At 69.5% G+C, this 18,389-nt stretch carries 17 protein-coding genes; 7 read left to right on the forward strand and 10 right to left on the reverse strand.

The window, feature by feature from the left end; genetic code table 11:
- Window positions 1–10: 10 nt before the first annotated feature.
- From ML539_RS08300 to ML539_RS08340, 9 genes are read right to left on the reverse strand one after another with little or no spacing between them, the layout of a single operon-like run.
- On the reverse strand, window positions 11–1,816 hold the full coding sequence (locus tag ML539_RS08300; protein WP_243322457.1) for an ABC transporter transmembrane domain-containing protein: 1,806 nt from the start codon (window positions 1,814–1,816) through the stop codon (window positions 11–13).
- 49 nt (window positions 1,817–1,865) lie between these two features.
- Window positions 1,866–2,687 (reverse strand): tetratricopeptide repeat protein, encoded by an 822-nt coding sequence (locus tag ML539_RS08305; RefSeq protein ID WP_243322458.1) that lies wholly within the window; start codon window positions 2,685–2,687, stop codon window positions 1,866–1,868.
- Window positions 2,684–3,370, reverse strand: a complete 687-nt coding sequence (locus tag ML539_RS08310) for a hypothetical protein (protein ID WP_243322460.1) — start codon at window positions 3,368–3,370, stop codon at window positions 2,684–2,686. Before ML539_RS08310 ends, ML539_RS08305 begins: the two co-directional genes overlap by 4 nt.
- Complete coding sequence (locus ML539_RS08315) at window positions 3,367–3,957, reverse strand: RNA polymerase sigma factor (RefSeq protein WP_243322462.1); 591 nt, start codon at window positions 3,955–3,957, stop codon at window positions 3,367–3,369. The genes ML539_RS08310 and ML539_RS08315 overlap by 4 nt, the downstream gene beginning before the upstream one ends.
- Complete coding sequence (locus tag ML539_RS08320; protein ID WP_243322464.1) at window positions 3,954–4,979, reverse strand: hypothetical protein; 1,026 nt, start codon at window positions 4,977–4,979, stop codon at window positions 3,954–3,956. The genes ML539_RS08315 and ML539_RS08320 overlap by 4 nt, the downstream gene beginning before the upstream one ends.
- 42 nt (window positions 4,980–5,021) lie before the next feature.
- The gene (locus tag ML539_RS08325; RefSeq protein WP_243322466.1) at window positions 5,022–6,806 is read right to left on the reverse strand and encodes a hypothetical protein; all 1,785 of its coding nucleotides are present in this window, start codon (window positions 6,804–6,806) and stop codon (window positions 5,022–5,024) included.
- An 11-nt stretch (window positions 6,807–6,817) separates the two neighbouring features.
- Window positions 6,818–7,534, reverse strand: coding sequence for a HisA/HisF-related TIM barrel protein (locus ML539_RS08330; RefSeq protein WP_243295195.1), 717 nt, complete (start codon window positions 7,532–7,534; stop codon window positions 6,818–6,820).
- Between the two features lie 44 nt (window positions 7,535–7,578).
- Window positions 7,579–8,286 (reverse strand): ribonuclease III domain-containing protein, encoded by a 708-nt coding sequence (locus ML539_RS08335; RefSeq protein ID WP_243322468.1) that lies wholly within the window; start codon window positions 8,284–8,286, stop codon window positions 7,579–7,581.
- Window positions 8,287–8,288: 2 nt separating this feature from the next.
- Window positions 8,289–9,965: a serine/threonine-protein kinase gene (locus ML539_RS08340; RefSeq protein ID WP_243322472.1), complete on the reverse strand. Its 1,677-nt coding sequence runs from the start codon at window positions 9,963–9,965 to the stop codon at window positions 8,289–8,291.
- Window positions 9,966–10,123: 158 nt separating this feature from the next.
- Here ML539_RS08340 and ML539_RS15690 point away from each other — a divergent pair, with 158 nt between their 5' ends.
- A complete protein-coding gene (locus ML539_RS15690) occupies window positions 10,124–11,545 on the forward strand; it encodes a tetratricopeptide repeat protein (protein ID WP_243322474.1) in 1,422 nt (473 codons plus the stop codon).
- Between the two features lie 24 nt (window positions 11,546–11,569).
- Here the strand turns inward: ML539_RS15690 and upp are convergent, their stop codons facing one another.
- Window positions 11,570–12,196, reverse strand: a complete 627-nt coding sequence (gene upp, locus ML539_RS08350) for a uracil phosphoribosyltransferase (protein ID WP_243322476.1) — start codon at window positions 12,194–12,196, stop codon at window positions 11,570–11,572.
- 480 nt (window positions 12,197–12,676) lie between these two features.
- Between upp and ML539_RS08355 the strand changes: the two genes are divergently transcribed.
- The 6 genes from ML539_RS08355 (at window position 12,677) to ML539_RS08380 (ending at window position 18,382) form a co-directional block, all read left to right on the forward strand.
- Window positions 12,677–14,125 (forward strand): indole-3-glycerol phosphate synthase TrpC, encoded by a 1,449-nt coding sequence (locus tag ML539_RS08355; RefSeq protein ID WP_243322477.1) that lies wholly within the window; start codon window positions 12,677–12,679, stop codon window positions 14,123–14,125.
- Between the two features lie 82 nt (window positions 14,126–14,207).
- Window positions 14,208–15,485, forward strand: a complete 1,278-nt coding sequence (gene eno / locus ML539_RS08360; protein ID WP_243322479.1) for a phosphopyruvate hydratase — start codon at window positions 14,208–14,210, stop codon at window positions 15,483–15,485.
- A gap of 22 nt (window positions 15,486–15,507) precedes the next feature.
- Window positions 15,508–15,810, forward strand: a complete 303-nt coding sequence (locus ML539_RS08365) for a septum formation initiator family protein (protein ID WP_243322481.1) — start codon at window positions 15,508–15,510, stop codon at window positions 15,808–15,810.
- 334 nt (window positions 15,811–16,144) lie between these two features.
- On the forward strand, window positions 16,145–16,606 hold the full coding sequence (locus tag ML539_RS08370) for a hypothetical protein (protein WP_243322483.1): 462 nt from the start codon (window positions 16,145–16,147) through the stop codon (window positions 16,604–16,606).
- Between the two features lie 127 nt (window positions 16,607–16,733).
- The gene (locus ML539_RS08375; protein ID WP_243317956.1) at window positions 16,734–17,513 is read left to right on the forward strand and encodes a ParA family protein; all 780 of its coding nucleotides are present in this window, start codon (window positions 16,734–16,736) and stop codon (window positions 17,511–17,513) included.
- Complete coding sequence (locus ML539_RS08380; protein ID WP_243287377.1) at window positions 17,513–18,382, forward strand: ParB/RepB/Spo0J family partition protein; 870 nt, start codon at window positions 17,513–17,515, stop codon at window positions 18,380–18,382. Before ML539_RS08375 ends, ML539_RS08380 begins: the two co-directional genes overlap by 1 nt.
- The last annotated feature ends 7 nt before the right edge of the window (window positions 18,383–18,389 follow it).

Here is an 18,389-nt window from a genome sequence, read left to right on the forward strand (position 1 = left end):
CAGAGAGGCGTCACGCTTCCGCGAACTGCAGCTTGTGCAGCCGCGCGTATTCGCCCTGGCGCGCCAGCAGCTCGTCGTGGGTGCCCTGCTCCACGATGCGCCCCTGCTTCATGGTGCAGATGCGGGTGGCCCGCTGGATGGTGCTGAGGCGGTGGGCGATCACCAGCGTGGTGCGATCCTGCATGAGGGTTTCCAGGGCGGCCTGCACGGCGCGCTCGCTTTCGGTGTCGAGGGCGCTGGTGGCCTCGTCGAGGATGAGGATGGGCGGGTCCTGCAGCAGGGCCCGGGCGATGGCGAGGCGCTGGCGCTGTCCGCCGCTGAGGCTCGATCCCGTCTCCGCCAGGGGCGTGTCGTAGCCCCGGGCCAGCCCCTGGATGAAGTCGTGGGCATGGGCCTTCTTCGCGGCGGCGATGACGGATTCGCGGCTGGCCTGCTTGCCGTAGGCGATGTTGTCGTGCACCGTGTCCATGAAGAGCAGGGTCTCCTGGGTGACGATGCCGATGAGCTTGCGGAGCTCCCGGGGGTCGAAGTCGCGGAGGTCGAGGCCGTCCAGGGTGAGGCGCCCGGCCGTGGGATCGAAGAAGCGCGGCACCAGGTTCACCAGGGTGGTCTTGCCGCCGCCGCTGCCACCCACCAGGGCCACGGTCTCGCCGGCGCGCACCTCGAGGTCGATGCCGCGCAGGACGGTGTGTTTCTCGTCATAGGCGAATTCCACGCCCTCGAAGCGCAGGAGGGCCGGGCGTGCGGGCACCGGCACCGGCTCCGGATTCACGGGCAGCTCCGGCTTCCGGTCGAGCATGGCATAGACCCGGTCCAGGCTGGCGGAGGCCACCTGGATCTCGTTGTTGAGCTTGGTGAGCCGCCGCAGAGGGTCGTACAGGGCGTAGATGGCCAGGATGTACGTCAGGAAGTTCTCGGTGGTGAGGGTGCCGGACTTGAAGCGCCCGGCGGCATAGGCGGCAAGGCCCGCCAGCAGGAAGCCCCCCACCAGCTCCATGATGGGCGTGGAGAGGGCCGAGGCCCGGGCGCTCTTCATGCCCAGCCGGTAGAGCTCCTGGTTCTGGAGCTGGAAGCGGCTCACCTCGTAGGACTCGCGGGCGAAGCCCTGGACCACGCGGATGTTGCTGAAGACCTCCTTCAGCCGCTGGAGCAGGCGGCTGGAGGCCTCCTGGTTCCGGTGGTTCACCCGCCGGATGCGCTGGCTGAGCTTCTTCACGGGCAGCACCACCAGGGGGCCGGCCAGGAACAGAGTGAGGCTCAGCTTCCAGTCCATGTAGAGGACCGTGGCCAGCATGGTGAGCGCCACGCAGGTCTCGCGCACGGCCTCGGCCAGCTGGTTGCTGGCGATGCCCTGCACGGCGCCCACGTCGCTGATGCTGCGGGTGATGAGCTCGCCTACGGGGTGCTTCTGGAAGAAGGCGGGCTCCTGGGTCAGCAGGTGCGCGAAGAGCCGCTCCCGGAAGGCCTGGGTGGCGCGGATGCCGCTGCGGACCATGAGCAGCGTGCCGGCGTAGGTGAAGAGGCCCTTGAGGGCGAAGAGCAGCACCAGCACCAGGGGCACCAGCAGGCCGGCGCGCAGGGCTGAGGCCTCGGGCAGGCGGGCCAGGACCCAGGCCCGGAGGTGTTCGAGCTGGCCGAAAAGACCCGTCTGGGCCCCGCTCAGGGCGTGCGCCTTGCCATCGTCGAATACGAACTTGATGGAGGCGATGAGGGCCCCCTGGCAGAGGCCCGCCAGGAGCAGGAGCAGGGAGGCCCCCGCGATGAGGGGGGCGTGGACCCGCAGGTGGTCGTTGAAGAAGCGCAGGAGTCGCGACATGGTCAGCGACCAGCTTAGCCGCTCTGGCTCATGTCTCCGTCACGGGCGGCTACTCGACGGTCACGGTCACCGTGCTCTTGCCGTCGTCCAGGCTGAAGAGTTCCGTGCCCTTGGGGGCGTTCAGGGCCTGGTCCATGAGCCGCTCCAGGTCCACCCCCTTCTTCTTGGCCTGGCGCAGCTGCTCGTCCGAGAGGTAGCCGCCCACGGCCCGGGCCAGTCCCACGGTCAGCCGCACGGTCAGGGCCTCGGGTTTGGCCCGCTCCTTCACGCGGATCACCAGGAACCGGCCCTGGGCGGGGCCCGCGGCTTGGGGTTGGACCCCCATGGCCAGCAGGGCGAGGCGGCAGGCCTCGGAGGAGGCGTCCACCCGGAGCCCGGCCTGGAGCACGGGCACGGCGCGGGCGTCCCGCCGCTTGGCCAGCTGGAGGGCGGCGGCGATGCGGACCTCCTCGCGGTCATCGGACAGGGCGCCGGCCAGGCCGGCCTGGGCCGCGGGGCTGTTCCACTGGCGGATGCCCCAGCAGCGCACGCGGTTCAGCCGGGCTTCCTTGCCCAGCATCCGCTGGTCGGGGTGCTTCGCCAGGAACTCGGTGTAGGCCTCGGCGGCTTCGTCCCACCGCTGGTCCTGCTCCAGGCTGGAGGCCAGCCAGTAGCGGGCGTCCGGCACGCGGGAGGAGCGGGGGAACTCGCGGATGAGCGAGCGGTAGGCCTGGGCCGCCTCGTACCATCGCTGGGCGTAGCGGAGGTCGCGGCCCTGCCGGAACAGGGCGTCCGCGGGGCTCTCCGGGCCCGCCAGGGTGAGGGGGACGGCGGGCTCCGGGGCGGCGGGCGCGATCAGCGCCGGCACGGCCACGAGGAGGGAGAAGGTCATGCGCCGTCTCCCCTCAGGCGCCGTTCCATGCGCTCGGACGCGCCCTCCAGATCGTGGGCCGCGGCCCACTGCCGGAGCTCACGGGCCCGCTCCGTGCTGAGGCAGTCGTCCTCGAAGGCGACCTCGGAGAGCCAGGCGTGCAGGTTGGCGCGGATGGCCTCGGCCTCCTGGATGGGCGCGCCCTGGGCGGCGAGCTGGTGGCTGGCCTCCAGCAGGGTCAGGGCCATCTCCCGCTCCTGGCGCCGGTCCTCCTCCCCCTTCTTGCACAGGGTCGGGTCCTGCTCGAAATCCTGGAGCAGGGTGGTGCTCTGCCGGAAGAAGGCGATCCAGGCGCGGTCCTGGGTGCGCTTGCGGGCCAGCTGCTCCAGTCGGGCCGTGTCCCGGGCCTGGGCGCGGAGGTTCTGGGTGTGCAGCACGGTGTAGGTGGCCGGGATCAGGGCCACCAGCAGGACGGCGGCGGCCGCCAGGGTCCAGGATCCGGTCCAGCGGAGGCGGGGAGGCGGGGCCAGGCTTTCGGCCAGGCCGGGGCCGTGGCTCTCCAGGGCGAGGTGGAGTTCCAGCAGCTCGGCCAGCTCGGCCTGCTGCGCCGGATCGTCAGGCCAGAGCTCGGGCTGCTCGAGCAGCTCGAAGCGGCGGGCCTCTTCCTGAGGATCAAGGCGGTTGGGGTCGGGGGCGGCGGTCATGGCTGGGGTCCAAGGGTCTTGCGGAGCTTCTGGAGGCTTTGGAACAGGGTGGCTTTCACGGTGCCTTCGGCGCAGCCCAGGTCCTGGGCGATGCGTTTCACCGGGTGTTCGTGGACGTAGTAGGCGAGCACCATGGCCCGCTGGCGGGGGGTGAGGCCCTCCAGGGCCCCGCGGAGGGCCTGGATGCGCCGGCTTTGGTCCACGGATTCCCAGGGTGATGTCTGCTGGGGATCCGGTGCGTCAAAGGTCTCGGGAGGGGGTACCTCTCTCCCCCGTCTACGGAGGTGGTCGGTCGCCGCATTAGCCGCCAGCGTAAAAAGCCAGGCAGCCACCGGGCGGCCTTCCTCGAATCGCTGACAATGCTGGAGACACTTGAGAAAAACCTCCTGGACCAGCTCCTGGACCACCCCGGCCTCGCCCTGCAGGCGCCGGTGGAGGAAGGCGCAGAGGGGGCGCTCGAAGCGGGCCATGAGGTGGGCCAGGGCCTCCTCCCGGCCGGACTTGAGCTGGGCCATCCAGAACTCGGGGGACTCCGTCTCCGGCGAGAGGGGGCCGTCAACCGGCGGCTGGGGGAAGGCCGCGCTCATGCCTTGGGGGCTCGGGCGGGGAGGGTGAAGGAGACCTCCGGTTGCCCCAGCTTCTCCATCACCAGCTTGAGCTGCTCGGGCGTCAGCGAGCAGCGCAGCCCCACGCGGCGCTGCTCCTGCAGGAGCTGGGGGGCGGCGCCGGGGGCCGCCTGCACGGCGTTGGCGGCGGCCACCAGCCGCTGGAGCCACGGCGTGACCTGGTTGATCCCCTCGGGCGTGCCCGCCAGGGCCAGCTCGAAGCGGATGGCCTGCTCTTTTCCGGCCGCATCCTTCGCGGCGGGCGGCGTGATGCTCCAGAAGAGGGCATTGACACCCTGGGGCAGGTCCTTCACGAGGGTCCCCTCCAGGTTGCGGCGCAGCCCGCCCAGCAGGGCCTCGGGCTGGAGGTAGCCCTGGAAGGGCGCCCGGGGGTTGATCCACTCGGCGGCGAGGGCCGCGTCCTGCCGGGTGGCGAGGCTGTCCTTGGCCGCCATGCGCTGGAGGGCCTCCAGCGAGCCGATCCAGATCTGGCCCTTCTCGTCGCTGGCGGCCCGGATGTGGGCCTTGGCCCCGCCGGCCTCCAGATCGAGGATCACGTGGAGCGGCCAGTCCCGGCCCTGGAGGCGCAGGCTCCCCTCCTGGGGGAAGGATTCGGAGAGGGCCGCCACGAGCGAGGTCGGATCGGAGAACTGGTTCAGCTGGATGAGGACGTGCTCAAGACCTTTCTGGATGTTCGATTCGCCCTCTTGCGGCACACCGATGACATGGAAGGTCACCCGGCCCGTCTCCGTGCGCGGGTTGATGCGCGCCTTCTGGAGGAAGAGGTCGAGGGCGCGCTCCACCGAGGGATCCCTGGAGATGAGGGATTGGACCTCCTTGTGGGTGAGCATCCAGGCCGCTTCGCCGGAGAAGGAGGCCACGCTGTCGGTCGGCGCTGACTGCACCCAGCCGGGAACGCGGGGCTTGGGACGGCAGGCCGTGGCGAAAGGCAGGCAGACCAGCGCCACCGCGGCGGGGATCAGAATGGCGGCGGGGCGGTGCATGGGAGCTCCTGGATCTGGGTTACGGGCCGGTCCTGCCCCCGTTTACCCGAGGGTCCGCAGGGTCACGGGCAGGTGCGGGCTGCGGAGGAGCTGCTGCTGCTCGGCATCGGACAGCAGACCCCAGATGCGGGCCGAAGCCTCCCGGGGCGTCTTGGGGTTCAGCAGCAGCTCGGACATGATCGCGGCGTGGGCCATGAGCACCGGATGCCCGGCGATCTGCTCCAGCACGGCGCGAGGGGTCAGCTTGTTCCGGGCGAGGCGGAGGAGGATTCCGGGATCCAGCTGGCGGTCGGACACCATGCGCCGGAGGGTCTCCTCGTCCTGGAGCACCTCCTGGGGCAGGTGGCGCATCAGCTCGCCGCCGGAGGTTCGGAGGGCGGTGATCCGGTCGGAGACGTCCATGGCCAGGTAGAGGGTGCGGAGGGTCTCCAGGGCCCGGCGCTTGACCTCCAGATGCTGGAGCCGCGGGTCCCGCAGGATCTCGATGGCGGGCTTGAGGCCGGGCAGGTTCGCGAGGAGGCGGAGGGCCGTGGCTTCCGTCAGGTGGGGATGGTGCACCAGGGTCTCCGCCACCAGCGGGTCCATCTGCCACCTGGCGTGCGCGGCCACCTGCTCGGCCCGGTCCCGGTCCAGGGTGGGCAGGGTGGAGGCGAGCATCCGCGGCGTGAGGGCCGGGTTGTCCAGGGACAGGCGGAACACCTGGGGATCCGGATCCTTGAGCACTTGGATGAGCTGGTCCTCCTGCGTGGCCTGGGTGGCGAGGAACACCCGCTCCTCGAGGCTGGCCCAGCGGCCGTCCTCGCCGCGCTCGGGCAGGGCGGTGGACAGCCCCGACCGCTGGCGCAGGAGGCGGTCGTAGAAGTACTTCACCACCCGGAGCAGGTGCGGGGACTGCCGCTTGGCCCAGTAGGTGACGAACTGGTACTCGCCTTCCTCCAGCTGGGAGAAGAGGCTCACGATGCGGCGCAGGGAGGCGGGCTTCGAGGTGCCCCGCTCAAGGGTCGTCACGAGGAGGCGGGAGAGGGCCAGGCGTCGCGACAGTCCCGCGGGGCAGCCCGGAGCCTCCTGGATGCCCTCCCGCACGGGTTCCCGGAAGTACCAGCGGGCTTCGGCGTACACCTCCTCGAAGAGCTCCGGCACGGCGCTCTGGCCCAGGGCCTGGAGGAGGAGCTCCTCCGAGATGAGCGGGTTCTGGAGGGCGGCGAGGCGGAGGTCCGCGTCCGGGTCCACGAGGAAGCCCACCAGCTCATCCGGCTGGGCGGTCTGCTGGGCCCGGGCGAGCCGATCCCCCTTGTTCGCCACAGGCGCGGGCGCGGGCGTGGCGGGGGCCTCCGGCAGGGCCGTGAGGGTCTCCCAATCGGGATCCTCCCCGGGCAGCGGAGGCAGCTCCTGGGTGGAGCCGGTGGCGGAGACGGACTTGGCGATCTGCTTCGCCAAGAGCTTGGCCACGGGCTTCAACTCGGGATTCAGCTGGGCGTAGAGCGCCTTCACCGCCTCGGAGCGGTCCTCCTTCTCGGCGGTGGGCGCCTGGTCCATCTCCCGCATTTGCCCGAAGAGAGAGACCACCATCTCCAGGTCGCGGCGGATGGCCTCGGGGGTGGCCTCGTTTTCCGCCAGCCCCAGGAGGATGGGCCAGTGGGCCAGCCAGTGGGGCGTGCGGGCCATGAGGGTCAGCAGGCGCGGCGAGTCCAGGGACCGGGCCAGGCCCTCCAGCATGAGGATCTGGCTTTCCGACGGCAGCTGCGGGCGCACCAGGGCCAGGTGGCGGAAGTGGATCCGTTCAGGTTCCGTTAGGCTGGCGAGGAACGCGCCTTTCGGTTCCGTCACGGGTCCTCCGGTCAGGCGCAGGCGGCTTGGAGGAGGGCCAGGAGTCCGGGATCTTCGCGGAAGAGGAGGGCGTCGACCAGGGCCCCCTTGAGGCCGAGGTGGGCGGGCGCGGCGTCCAGATGCCGGAGGGAGGTGATGCTGCCGCCCATGACCAGCGGCAGGCCGGTGGCGGTGGCCAGCGCCGTGGCGGTCTCGAAGTCGGGATCGGCGCCGGGCACCTCGGGGATGTCCACGAAGAGCAGCCGCTTGAAGCCGTAGGCCTTGGCGCGAAGGGCGAGGTCGAGGGCGCTGAGGTTGGCCGTGTCCACCCAGCCCGAGCGATGCACCCGCCCGCCCCGGGCGTCGATGGCCGCGGTGAGGAAGGGCTGGAAGCGGGCCATGAGCTGTTCCGACACGAGGGACGACTTGTGGAGGATCGTGCCCGCCACCAGCCAGACCGCGCCGTGATCGATGAAGAACTGGGCCTGGTCCGAGCTGCGGATGCCGCCGGCCACCTGGATGCAGACCTTCCGGCCCCGGGCATGGCAGCGCTCGAGGATCTGGGCGATGAGCTCGCGGTTGTTGCCCTTGCCCATGGCGGCATCCACGTCCACCAGCGCCATGCGCGTGGCGCCCTCGTCCAGCAGCCGGGCGGCGAGGTCCAGCGGAGCCTCCGCCGAAGGCTCGCCCTGCCCCGTGGTGGGGATGACGCGGCCATGCTGGAGGTTCAAGGTTGGGTAGATCTTCAAGCGGACACCCCGGTAGACCGGTAGATGGGAGTGTAACGCAAGGGTTACGCCTGTGAGGATCCCGTCAGCAGATCCAGGAGGTGGCGGGCGGCATCACTCTCGGCCCGCTTCCGGGAGGATCCCCGGGCCTCGACGCTGCGGTCACCCACGGCCACCCGCACGGTGAAGAGCGGGGCGTGGCCGGGACCGGATTGGGAGACCAGGGTGTAGGCGGGAGTGGGCAATCCTAGCCGGGCGGCAGTCTCCTGGAGCGAGGTCTTGGGATCCAGGCGGGACCACGCATCCGGATGGGCCTGGCGGATGGGCCCCAGGAATCGGCCTTCGGCCAGGGCCAAGGCGGCGGCGTGCCCGTCCCTCCCCGAAGCCTGGGCGTCCAGGTAGACCGCCGCCAGCAGGGCCTCCAGGGCGTCGGCCAGGGGCTTGGGCCCCATGGGGGGGGCCTTTCGGGGGTGCGCGGCGCTCAGGGCGCGATCCAGGCCCAGATCCAGCGCCCACCGGTGGAGCGAGTCCGTGCACACCAGCACGCCCCGGAACTTGCTCATGGGGCCTTCCTGCCAGTCCGGCCGCTCCCGGTGGAGGAGCAGCGCCACGGAGAAGTTCAGGAGGGCATCGCCCAGGAACTCCAGCCGCTGGTTGTCCCGGCCCCGGGCGGCGGAGGTGTGGGTCAGCGCCTCCTGGAGCAGCGCGGGATCCGCGAACCGGTAGCCCAGCGCGGCCTCCAGGGCGGCCCGTCCTTCGGCCTGCTTCGCCATGGTCAGTCCGCCAGATCCGAAGGGAGCTTCCGGTTGAAGCGGGCCTGGTTGAGAACGGCCCGGAAGCGGACATTCCGGGCGGCCATCTGGCCGAGAATGCCCTGGCGCCGCGCCTCGCGCAGCTCCTGGACGAACTCGGCGTGGCGGCCCTGGTCGTAGAGCACCGTCGCCAGCCAGGCGTGCGCGTTGATGTTGCCCGGGTCGGCCTTGATGGCCTGCCGGAACCCGTGGATGGCCTTGTCGGGCTGGCTGTCCGCCAGCTGGATGGCCTCGCTCATGGAGACGTTGCCGAGGTTCAGGCGCTCGTGGGTCTGCAGCTTGTCGAGCTTCTCGGGCTGGTAGAGCTCGGGCCGGTCGATGGACCGGGGTTCGGCCTGGGATTGGGGCCGGGACTCGCTGGCCCTGGCATTGTCCGCGCTCGGCCCGGTGGGCGCCGGGTCCTGCCCGCGCGGCTGCGCCGGCGCGGGCTCGGCCATCTGGGAGGCGCGCGAAGAGGCAGGCTCGGGCTTCGCCCCCGCGACAGCCGGGATGCTGGTGGAGGGGGGCGCTCCGGCGGGCGAAGGAGGCGCCGCTTCCCGGGTTTCCACAGAGAGGACGGGGGCGGCGTTCCGATGGAGGGCCCACCAGCCCGCACCGCCAGCGCCTGCCAGAGCAAGGGCCGCGAGGCCGATCCAGAGGGCCGGTTTGCCTCCCGCAGGGCGGGCCGGCAGCTGGGCCGCGACCGGCGGGCGCAGGGCGGCCGGGGCCTGCGTCGTGGGCGCCGAAGAAGCGGACATTGAAACAGGTGCGGGTGGCGTCACCGGCGCGGTGGGGGAGGCGGCCTGGAGAAGGGCGGTCGCCTCCTCCAGCTGGCCCGTCCAGGAGGGATCCTTCGCGGCGCGCAGGGCCTTGGCGAGGTCCTCCGCCGTCTGGAACCGCGCATCCGGATCCTTCGCCAGGGATCGGTCCAGCACCGAGCGGATGGCGGGGCTGATGCCACGCAGCATCTCCACCTCGAGGGGCTCGGGAGCCTCGTTGACGATCTTATAGAGGACCGTGGGCGTGGTGTCACCGGCGAAGGGCTTCCGTCCGCTCAGGCACTCGTAGAGCATGACGCCCACGGCGAAGAGGTCGCTGCGCGGATCCGGCTTGCCGGTGCGGATGTACTCCGGCGCCATGTAGCTCACGGTGCCCATGACCATGCCCGTGGCCGTCATATCCGAGTTGCTGATCTTGGCCACGCCGAAGTCCATCACCTTGGCGTGGAGGCGGCGGCCGTCGCGCTGGACCCGCACGTTGGTGGGCTTGATGTCGCGGTGGACGATGTGCTGGCGGTGGGCGAAGCCCAGGCCGTCACAGACCTGCGCCAACACCTCCAGGGCCTCGGAGCGGGTGAGGGACTGGTCCCGCAGCAGCTCGTCCAGGTCGTGGCCCTTGACGAACTCCATGGCGATGTAGAGCACGCCCTGGTCCTCGCCGAACTCGTAGATGGTGACGAGGTTCGGGTGGTTCAGCACGCCGGCGGCGCGGGCTTCGCGGGCGAAGCGCTCCTTGGCCTCGCCGCCCTGTGCGGCCGAGGGGAGGATGGTCTTGATGGCCACCTCGCGGCCGATGGAGGGGTCCACACCGAGGTAGACCTCGCCCATGGCGCCGTTGCCGAGAACGCGCTTGATCTCGAATTTCCCGAGCTTCTCGAACATGGGAAGGTCCCCCCGGATGGGATGAGGATGGAGGGACAGCATAGGTCCTGTCCCGCGCAGGTCCAAGGACTTGGGATAATTCGGCATCCGGAAACCCCGTTTGGACTGGCATCCGGGCAGGGAACATGCAAACTAGAATCCACCCTCCGGAGCCTCCGGTGCCCGAAGTCCGTCTTCGCTATTTCCTGCCAGCCCTCATGGGCTCGCTGCACCAGCAGCGGGCCGAGGGGGAGCTTGTGCTCGAGCAGAACGACGGCACCCGCAGGCTGTACTGGCGGGGAGGGGACTTGGTCTACCTGCGGAGCGACGCCGTCGGAGAGCAGTTCGGGAACTTCCTCATCCGCCGCGGCGTGCTGGACATGGCCTCCCTCAAGGAGCTGCTGGCCGACGGAGAAGGCTCCCGCATGGGCGACCGCGTGGTGCAGAGCGGGCTCATGACAGTCGCCGAGCGGGACAAGCGCCTGCACGAGCTGCTGGGCTCGGTCCTGCTCCACGCCATGGAGCACCCCATCCTGAAGATGTCCTGGATGCCCGGCGGGCTCGAGGACAACCTGAGCGGGGATCTCCAGTTCTGGCTGGATCATCGGCGGCTCGTGTGGGACACCTTCCAGAGCGCCAAGGTGGATCTCGAGCTGGTGGAGATGTTCCAGAGCGAGCCGGATTGGCGGTGGGAGGCGAGGCCGGACCTCCTGGAGTCCCTCAGCGACCTGTCCCTCACGCCGACCTTGGCCTATGCCCTGTCACTGCTGGGTTCCGAGCCGCTCGGCTACGAGACCATCAGTTCTCTCTCGGGGCTCCCGTCGGGGGAGTCGGCCCGCCTGGTGGCCACGCTCTGGGCCCTGGGCGGCCTGAACCTGGTCCGGGGGGACCTGCCGCTGCTCCCTCGCGAATCCGCCCCGCCCGCGCCGACTCCCGAACCCCTGGAACCGCCCGAACCCGTGTTCGAGTCCATTCCGGTCCTCGAGCCCGAAGCGCCGTCGGAGCCGATCCTGCTGCTCGAAGAGGAGGACTTCCCGCCGCCCCGGGCCCACACGCCGCGCTCCCTCCCGCCGCCGCCGCCGGAGACCCTGGAGCGGGCCTTCAATGAACCCACGCCCTCGGTGCTCCCCCTGCTCCCTTCGAAGATGGATGAGGAATCCCTTCCCTCGACGGACCGGGCCCACCACCTCCTGGTGAAGGCCAAGTCGTACGTGATGCAGAACCGCACCAGCGAGGCCATCCGGGCCCTCGAGCAGTCCATCAAGCTGGATGGCGATTCGCCGGCCGCCTACGAAGCCTGGCTGCTGCTAGGCCGGCTGAGGCTGACCAATCCCGCCTGGTCCACCCGGGCCGTCGAGGCGCTCCAGGTGGCTTCGCGCATCCGGCCCAGGGCGGCCGAACCCTGGGCCCTCATGGGCGAGCTCTACCACCGGAAGGGATTCCGCGCCAACGCGCAGGGCTGTTTCCGCCGGGCCCTCGAGCTCGATCCCTCGGTTGCGGTGCCTTCCGATTACGGTGGTCAGGACGCCCCCGACGCAAGCCGGGGCGAGGGGGGGCTCATGGGGCGCCTGCGCTCCATGCTCGGACGCGAAAAGGGCTGATGGGCTCGTGCGGGTCCGAAGAGCCTAGGCGGTTCCGAACAGCCGGTCCCCCGCGTCGCCGAGGCCGGGAAGGATGTAGCCCTTCTCGTTGAGCTGGCGATCCACCGCGGCGACGACGATGGTGAGGTCCGGGTGGTCCGCGTTCAACCGCTCCAGGCCTTCGGGCGCCGCGAGGAGCGCGACGAGGGAGAGGTTCACCGCGCCCGCCGCCTTGAGCTGGCGCACGGCTTCGGAAGCGCTGCCCCCGGTGGCGAGCATGGGATCCAGGACGAAGACGGGACGGTCCTCAAGCAGGGGGGGGAAGTTCCGGTAGTACGGAACGGGCACGAGGGAATCGTGGTCCCGGTAGAGTCCCAGGTGCCCAACTTTCGCCGTCGGCAGCAGCTTGAGGAAGGAAGGGAGAAGGCCGAGGCCTGCGCGCAGGACGGGCACCAGCACAGGGTCCAGGGACTTCAGGCGCAGCGTGCTCGTGCGCTCGAGCGGGGTCTCCACCACCATCGATTCCACGGGGAGGCTGCGGGTCGATTCGGTCGCGAGGATCAGCCCCACTTCCTCGATGAGCGAACGGAAGAGGATGCCGGGTGTCTTGCGGTCGCGGATGAGGGAGAGCTTGTGATGCACCAACGGATGGTCGAGCACGTGGATCGTCATGGGGGCCTCTCGTCGCTTCCGGCGGGACCGCGAATGCCGCTTGCACAGGGCCCGGGGCGGAAGGCGCGAGTTGAAGCGTAGCAGGCGCGGACCCGGATGAGGGACACGAACCCCTCGGGTTCCGGGGGTCTCCCGGGAGGACTCGACCCGGTCGCCAGGCGGCGAAGGTGCGCGATTCGATGGTGGGCGGATCGTGGCTGGTGGCGCGGGTTTCAGAAGACGGCCTCGCAGCTGTCGGAGCGCGTGATGCGCGCATGGCGGCTTCCACAGTGGCCCCGGAGATCGCCCGAGAGGGGGTCCGGGAGGGCGGAAACGAATGGGGAGCAGGTGGGGAGGTAGCGTCAAAAAAAATGAAGATTTTTTTGATTTCTCTGTTGACCTCATCCGAATCACTGGTTTGATGTTGAATCAGAGGAAAAACGACCGATCATCTTCCCCATAGGGCCAGCAGCGAGGTATCTGAGATTTGGAGCGTGGGAAATGCTAAAGAAAGTCGCCATCTTCAAGGCCCTCGACGTGGAAATCAAAAAGCAGAGGGGCCCTGTGGCGGTGAAAGATGCCTACAAGGGTCACCACTCCCTGAAGGAAGAACTCAGCCAGCCTGGAATCACGATCTTGGGTGAAGTTGCCGGGGGGGATCCCGGCCGGGGTCAGGTCCGGGATTCTTACAAGGCCTCCACTCACGCCAAGAGTCTCGCCGAAAACGGCGCCAGGGTCCTCTCGGTCGCCACGGACAAGTTCCTCTATCACGGCGACGACAAGCACCTGTCCGAGGTGCGGGCCCAGGTGAAGCTGCCTCTGATCCGCCGGGACTTCATCTTCGAGGAGTACCAGGTCGAGGAAAGCAAGATCCTCGGTGCCGACGCGATCTTCCTCATGCCCGCCCTCCTGGGCCAGGAGCGGCTCGAGACACTGCTGAAGTTCGCCACCAGCAAGGGGCTCGACGTGGTGGTCGAGGTGACCTCGGAGGCCGAGCTCCAGCGAGCCGTGGATGCAGGGGCCGACATCATCTGCGCCGTGGGCCGCAATCTGGACACCTGGGAGGCCTCCTGGGACCAGGCCGTGTCCCTGGTCAAGAAGATCCCCAAGAGTTGCCTGAAGCTGGTCGAGGGAGGCATCCACCGGCTGGACCAGATCAAGCAGATGGAGGCCCTGGGCGTCCACGGGCTGCTGATCGGCGACGCCCTCCTCGATGACTACTATCCCGGCAAGCGCCTGGCGCAGATCCTGGCAGGCGTGGAGCCCCCGAAAAAAGCCGCGAAGCCCAAAGGCAAGACCGGCTCTGCCGCCGATGCGGCGCATCCCCCCGCGGCTGCTGCCGCAGCCAAGGAACGCATATCCTCCCAGCGGGAAGCCGCTAGCCAATCCGGCACGAAAGGTGCTACTGGCAAGCCATCTTCCCGCACGACCCCTTCCAACCTCGCCCAAAAGGGCGTAAAGGAGCCACCCATGGCCGAACTGACCAACATGGTCGCCACCCCTGCCGCCCCCGCGGCCGCGAAGCCCGCCGCCAAGAAGCCGGCTGCGAAGAAGGCTGCGCCGAAGAAGAAGGCCGCCGCCAAGAAGCCGGCCGCCAAGAAGGCCGCGCCGAAGAAGGCCGCCGCCAAGAAGCCGGCCGCCAAGAAGGCCGTGAAGAAGGCCGCGCCGAAGAAGGCTGCCGCCAAGAAGGCCGCGCCGAAGAAGGCTGCCGCCAAGAAGGCCGCGCCGAAGAAGGCTGCCGCCAAGAAGGCCGCGCCGAAGAAGGCCGCCGCCAAGAAGGCCGCGCCGAAGAAGGCCGCCGCCAAGAAGGCCGCGCCGAAGAAGGCCGCCGCCAAGAAGGTCGTCAAGAAGGCCGTGAAGAAGGCCGCGCCGAAGAAGGCCGCCGCCAAGAAGCCGGCCGCCAAGAAGACCGTGAAGAAGGCCGCGCCGAAGAAGGCCGCGAAGAAGTAGACGGATTCCACCGGATCCATCTGCGCAACCTGGCTAACATCAGAGAGGCGCGCCAGCGCGCCTCTCTGAGCCGGGTGACGACATGATCACGATCGAACGGGTCTCTGCCCTCGAAGTCCTCGACAGCCGGGGGAACCCCACGGTGCTCGCCCGGGTGGAGCTCTCCGACGGGACGGTGGGCCAGGCGCTCGTCCCCTCCGGCGCCTCGACTGGCAGCCGCGAGGCCCTCGAGCGCCGGGATGGCGACAAGAAGCGCTACCTCGGCAAGGGCGTGCTCGGGGCCGTGGACGCGATCAACGTGGAATTGGCCCAGGCCCTCCAGGGCATGGATCCCTTCCAGCAGGCCGAGCTCGACGAGCTGATGTGCGACCTGGATGGGACCGAGAACAAGGCCCGCCTGGGCGCCAATGCCATCCTGGGTGTCTCCATGGCCATGGCGGACGCCGCGGCCAAGGCCTCCCGCCTTCCGCTCTACCGCTACCTCGGCGGCGCCTCGGCCCGCCTGCTCCCCGTGCCCATGATGAACATCCTCAATGGGGGTGCCCACGCCGACAACAACGTGGACATCCAGGAGTTCATGGTGCTGCCCGTGGGTGCGCCGACCTTCCGGGAGGCCCTCCGCTGGGGCGCCGAGGTCTACCACAGCCTGAAGGGGGTCCTGAAGGCCCGCAAGCTGTCCACGGGCGTGGGCGACGAGGGCGGCTTCGCCCCGAACCTCGGTTCCAACGAGGAGGCCCTGGAGCTCATCGGGGAGGCCGTGAAGAAGGCCGGCTACAAGCTCGGCAAGGACGTCTTCCTGGGCCTGGACTGCGCCGCCAGCGAGTTCCACGACGGCAAGGCCTACGCCCTGGACGGCGCCAAGAAGTCCGCCGCCCAGCTGGTGGACTATTACCAGGGCCTGGTGTCCCGGCATCCCGTCATCTCCGTCGAAGACGGCTTCGCCGAGGGCGACTGGAAGGGCTGGAAGCTCCAGACCGAGGCCATGGGCGCCAAGACCCAGCTCGTGGGGGATGATCTCTTCGTGACCAACCCAGCCATCCTGGCCAAGGGCATCCAGGAGGGTGTGGCCAACGCCATCCTGATCAAGCTGAACCAGATCGGCACCGTCACCGAGACCCTCCGGGCCGTGGACCTGGCCCACAAGGCCGGCTACCGGGCGGTCATCAGTCACCGCAGCGGGGAGACCGAGGACAGCTTCATCGCCGACCTGGCCGTGGCCACCGGGGCGGGCCAGATCAAGACCGGCGCCCCCTGCCGCACGGACCGGATCGCCAAGTACAACCGCCTGCTCCAGATCGAATGGGAGCTGGGGGCCGCGGCCCGCTATGCCGGCCGGGAGGCCTTCGGGTCCCGCCTCTAGGGGGCACCATCTAGGAGGCTCCATGAACGCCAACTGGCTCCTGAAGTCCTCCACCCTGTGGGGCGTGTTCGGGGCCTCGGCCTTCCTGTCCCTCATGGCGCTGCTCTTCTCCCAGGGGGGGCTGCCTGAGTTGCGGAAGCAGGAGGCCGAGCTGGCCGCCACCCGCGCCCGGCTGCTGGAGCTCAACAAGCGCAACCGCGAGCTGCTCGAGGAGGTCCAGCGCCTCGCCGCGAAGGACCCCGAGCTGATGGAGGCCCTGGCGCGGCGCCAGGGCTACGCGCGCCCCGGTGAGACCGTCTACACCTTCGGAACCCGCGGGAAGTAGGTTGGACCTCTTCCTCGCCTCCGCGGCTGGCAACGTCTTTGGCTACCTCTGGGAGGAGGAGGCTAAAGGTTGCAGTTGCTCGGATTGGGCAAAAATCCTTTGCCCACGGGGGGCGGGATTCGGTTTAGATGGCCTTTTTTTGATGCAAAGGCCCGGAACGGGTCCCTGGGTTCTGGAGCACTGGGATACGGATGGATCCAAGTCCTTTTGTTCCAATGGTAGTAGGGCGGCCCTGGCGGTTCCTGGGGCTCCGGAAGGGCCCTTAGTCGAAGCCGTCTCCAGCGGCGAGCGAATCCTCCTCAGAAAGAATCACGAGGATGATGTCGGCATCCGCATGCCCGAGGGCGAGGGCTTCACACTGCGTGAGGTGCCCATGCCGACGCCCCATCCCGCGGGCTTTGGCTGGATCGGCAATCCCCAGCTGGTGCTCCAGGTGCCTTCGGTCGCGGCCGTGGACCTCCGCGACTACGCCCCACCGCTGCGCCACCATGCCGCGCTGCCCGGCGGCACGAACGTGAACGTGGTCGAGGTGATCGTCCCCGGCGAAGCGAGGATCCGTTCCTGGGAACGCGGCGTCGAAGGGGAGACCCTCTGCTGCGGAACCGGGTGCGCCGTCGCCGCGGTCTGGCTGGCCCGCGACGGTGGACCCCGCGCGTGGCGGCTGCGCACCGCCAGCGGAGAGGACGTCACCGTGACCTTCCTTCCCGACGCAGGTGGTGGCTGGCACGACTTGTGGCTTTCCGGCCCGGTTCGGCGGCTGGGGCACGTGCAGCCCGATTCCTCGCTCCACCCCTGAACCCTCAAGGCTCTCCCGGGCTCTCTTGGCCGTGGAACCCGACCTGCTAGACTGGCGTGTTCCACACCCGAGGGGATGCCGAGATGCGTGGTTTGACCAGCGCCTGCGCGACGATGAGGGCCGCCTGATGCGCGCCCGGGTGGTGGCTCTCGCGAACCAGAAGGGCGGGGTGGGCAAGACCACCACGGCCATCAACCTCGCCGCGTCCCTCGCGATGATGGAGAAGATGGTGCTGCTGGTGGATTTCGATCCCCAGGGCCACAGCACCACGGGGCTCGGCTTTCCGAAGCCTGACCACCGGGCCGGCGCCTACGCGCTGATGAAGGGCGCGCCCGCCGAGGCCCTGGTGCTGAGCACCGAAGTCCCGATGATGCAGGTCATTCCCGCGGGCAAGGATCTCGCGCAGCTGGAGTTCGAGCTCTTCGAGCTGCCCCAGCTCCAGGTGCTCAAGCAGGGCCTGGCCCCGCTCATGGATCGCTTCGACTACATCCTCATCGACCCGCCTCCCAGCCTCGGCATGATCACCCTCAATGCTCTTAGCGCCGCGGACGAGGTCATCGTGCCCATGCCCTGCGAGTTCTTCGCGCTGGACGGCCTGGCGGAGCTCACCGAGACCCTGCGCCGCATCCAGGCGGGCCCCAATCCCAACCTGCAGCTCGGGGGCATCCTGCTCACCATGGCCGAGGAGCGCACCAACCTCGGCGCCGCCGTGGCCAGCGAAGTCCGCCACGCCTTCCCGGGCAAGGTGTTCGAGACCGTGATCCCCCGCAACATCCGGCTCGCCGAGGCGCCCAGCCATGGCAAGCCCGTGGCCTTCTATGACCTGCGCTCCAAGGGTGCCCAGGCCTACCTCAACCTCGCCAAGGAATGGTTGGGACTGGAGATGCCCGCGAGGAGGGAAGCCTGATGACCCAGCTGAAGCGTCCGGCCCTGGGCCGGGGACTGACCTCGCTCATGAGCCAGATGGCCCCCGAGGATGCCAACCAGCGGGAGCTGCCCCTGGGGAAGCTGGTGCCCAACCGGGCCCAGCCCCGCACCCACTTCGATGAGACGGCCCTGGCCGAGCTGGCGGAGAGCCTGAAGCAGCACGGCATGGTCCAGCCCATCGTCGTGCGCAAGGTGGGGGAGCAGTTCGAGATCATCGCCGGCGAGCGCCGCTGGCGCGCCGCCCGCCTGGCTGGCCTCGCCATGGCCCCGGTGGTCATCAAGGAAGTGCCGGATGACCGCCTCCTGGAGTTCGCCCTGGTGGAGAACATCCAGCGCCAGGAGCTGAACCCCATCGAGGAGGCCACGGCCTACTGGCAGCTGGGCGAGCACCTGCGCCTCACCCAGGAGCAGGTGGCCGACCGCGTGGGCAAGTCCCGTCCCCAGGTGGCCAACACCCTGCGCCTGCTGCGGCTGCCCGCCGAGCTGAAGGCGGACGTGGCCCACGGCCGCCTCAGCACCGGGCACGCCAAGGTGCTGCTGGGCGTGCCCGACCCCCGGATGCAGGAGCAGCTCGCCCACGAGGTGGTGGCGCAGCAGCTCAGCGTCCGCGCCCTGGAGGCCCGCATCCAGCAGCTCCAGAAGCAGGCCAAGGCCAAGGGGGGGAAGAAGAAGCACCCCCAGGAATTGTTCATCAAGGCCGCTGCGGAGGAGCTGACCCAGTCCTGGGGCACCCGCATCGAGATCAAGGCCAAGGGCAAGACGGGCACCCTGGTCATGCACTACGGCAGCGAAGCAGAGCTGGATCGGCTCTTCGAGGCCCTCAAGCAAGGTCCGGTCAAGGGCCGGTAGGAGTCGT

It is taken from the genome of Geothrix sp. SG200 (assembly GCF_022808935.1).
In the GTDB taxonomy this organism is placed as follows: Bacteria; Acidobacteriota; Holophagae; order Holophagales; family Holophagaceae; genus Geothrix; species Geothrix alkalitolerans.

Excerpts from the sequence above, each read along its gene's own strand:
- ML539_RS08300 (WP_243322457.1), bottom strand. The coding sequence starts at position 1,816 with ATGTCGCGACTCCTGCGCTTCTTCAACGACCACCTGCGGGTCCACGCC.
- ML539_RS08305 (WP_243322458.1), bottom strand. The coding sequence starts at position 2,687 with ATGACCTTCTCCCTCCTCGTGGCCGTGCCGGCGCTGATCGCGCCCGCC.
- ML539_RS08310 (WP_243322460.1), bottom strand. The coding sequence starts at position 3,370 with ATGACCGCCGCCCCCGACCCCAACCGCCTTGATCCTCAGGAAGAGGCC.
- ML539_RS08315 (WP_243322462.1), bottom strand. The coding sequence starts at position 3,957 with ATGAGCGCGGCCTTCCCCCAGCCGCCGGTTGACGGCCCCCTCTCGCCG.
- ML539_RS08320 (WP_243322464.1), bottom strand. The coding sequence starts at position 4,979 with ATGCACCGCCCCGCCGCCATTCTGATCCCCGCCGCGGTGGCGCTGGTC.
- ML539_RS08335 (WP_243322468.1), bottom strand. The coding sequence starts at position 8,286 with ATGGCGAAGCAGGCCGAAGGACGGGCCGCCCTGGAGGCCGCGCTGGGC.
- ML539_RS08340 (WP_243322472.1), bottom strand. The coding sequence starts at position 9,965 with ATGTTCGAGAAGCTCGGGAAATTCGAGATCAAGCGCGTTCTCGGCAAC.
- upp (WP_243322476.1), bottom strand. The coding sequence starts at position 12,196 with ATGACGATCCACGTGCTCGACCATCCGTTGGTGCATCACAAGCTCTCC.
- ML539_RS08355 (WP_243322477.1), top strand. The coding sequence starts at position 12,677 with ATGCTAAAGAAAGTCGCCATCTTCAAGGCCCTCGACGTGGAAATCAAA.
- eno (WP_243322479.1), top strand. The coding sequence starts at position 14,208 with ATGATCACGATCGAACGGGTCTCTGCCCTCGAAGTCCTCGACAGCCGG.
- ML539_RS08365 (WP_243322481.1), top strand. The coding sequence starts at position 15,508 with ATGAACGCCAACTGGCTCCTGAAGTCCTCCACCCTGTGGGGCGTGTTC.
- ML539_RS08370 (WP_243322483.1), top strand. The coding sequence starts at position 16,145 with ATGCCCGAGGGCGAGGGCTTCACACTGCGTGAGGTGCCCATGCCGACG.
- ML539_RS08375 (WP_243317956.1), top strand. The coding sequence starts at position 16,734 with ATGCGCGCCCGGGTGGTGGCTCTCGCGAACCAGAAGGGCGGGGTGGGC.
- ML539_RS08380 (WP_243287377.1), top strand. The coding sequence starts at position 17,513 with ATGACCCAGCTGAAGCGTCCGGCCCTGGGCCGGGGACTGACCTCGCTC.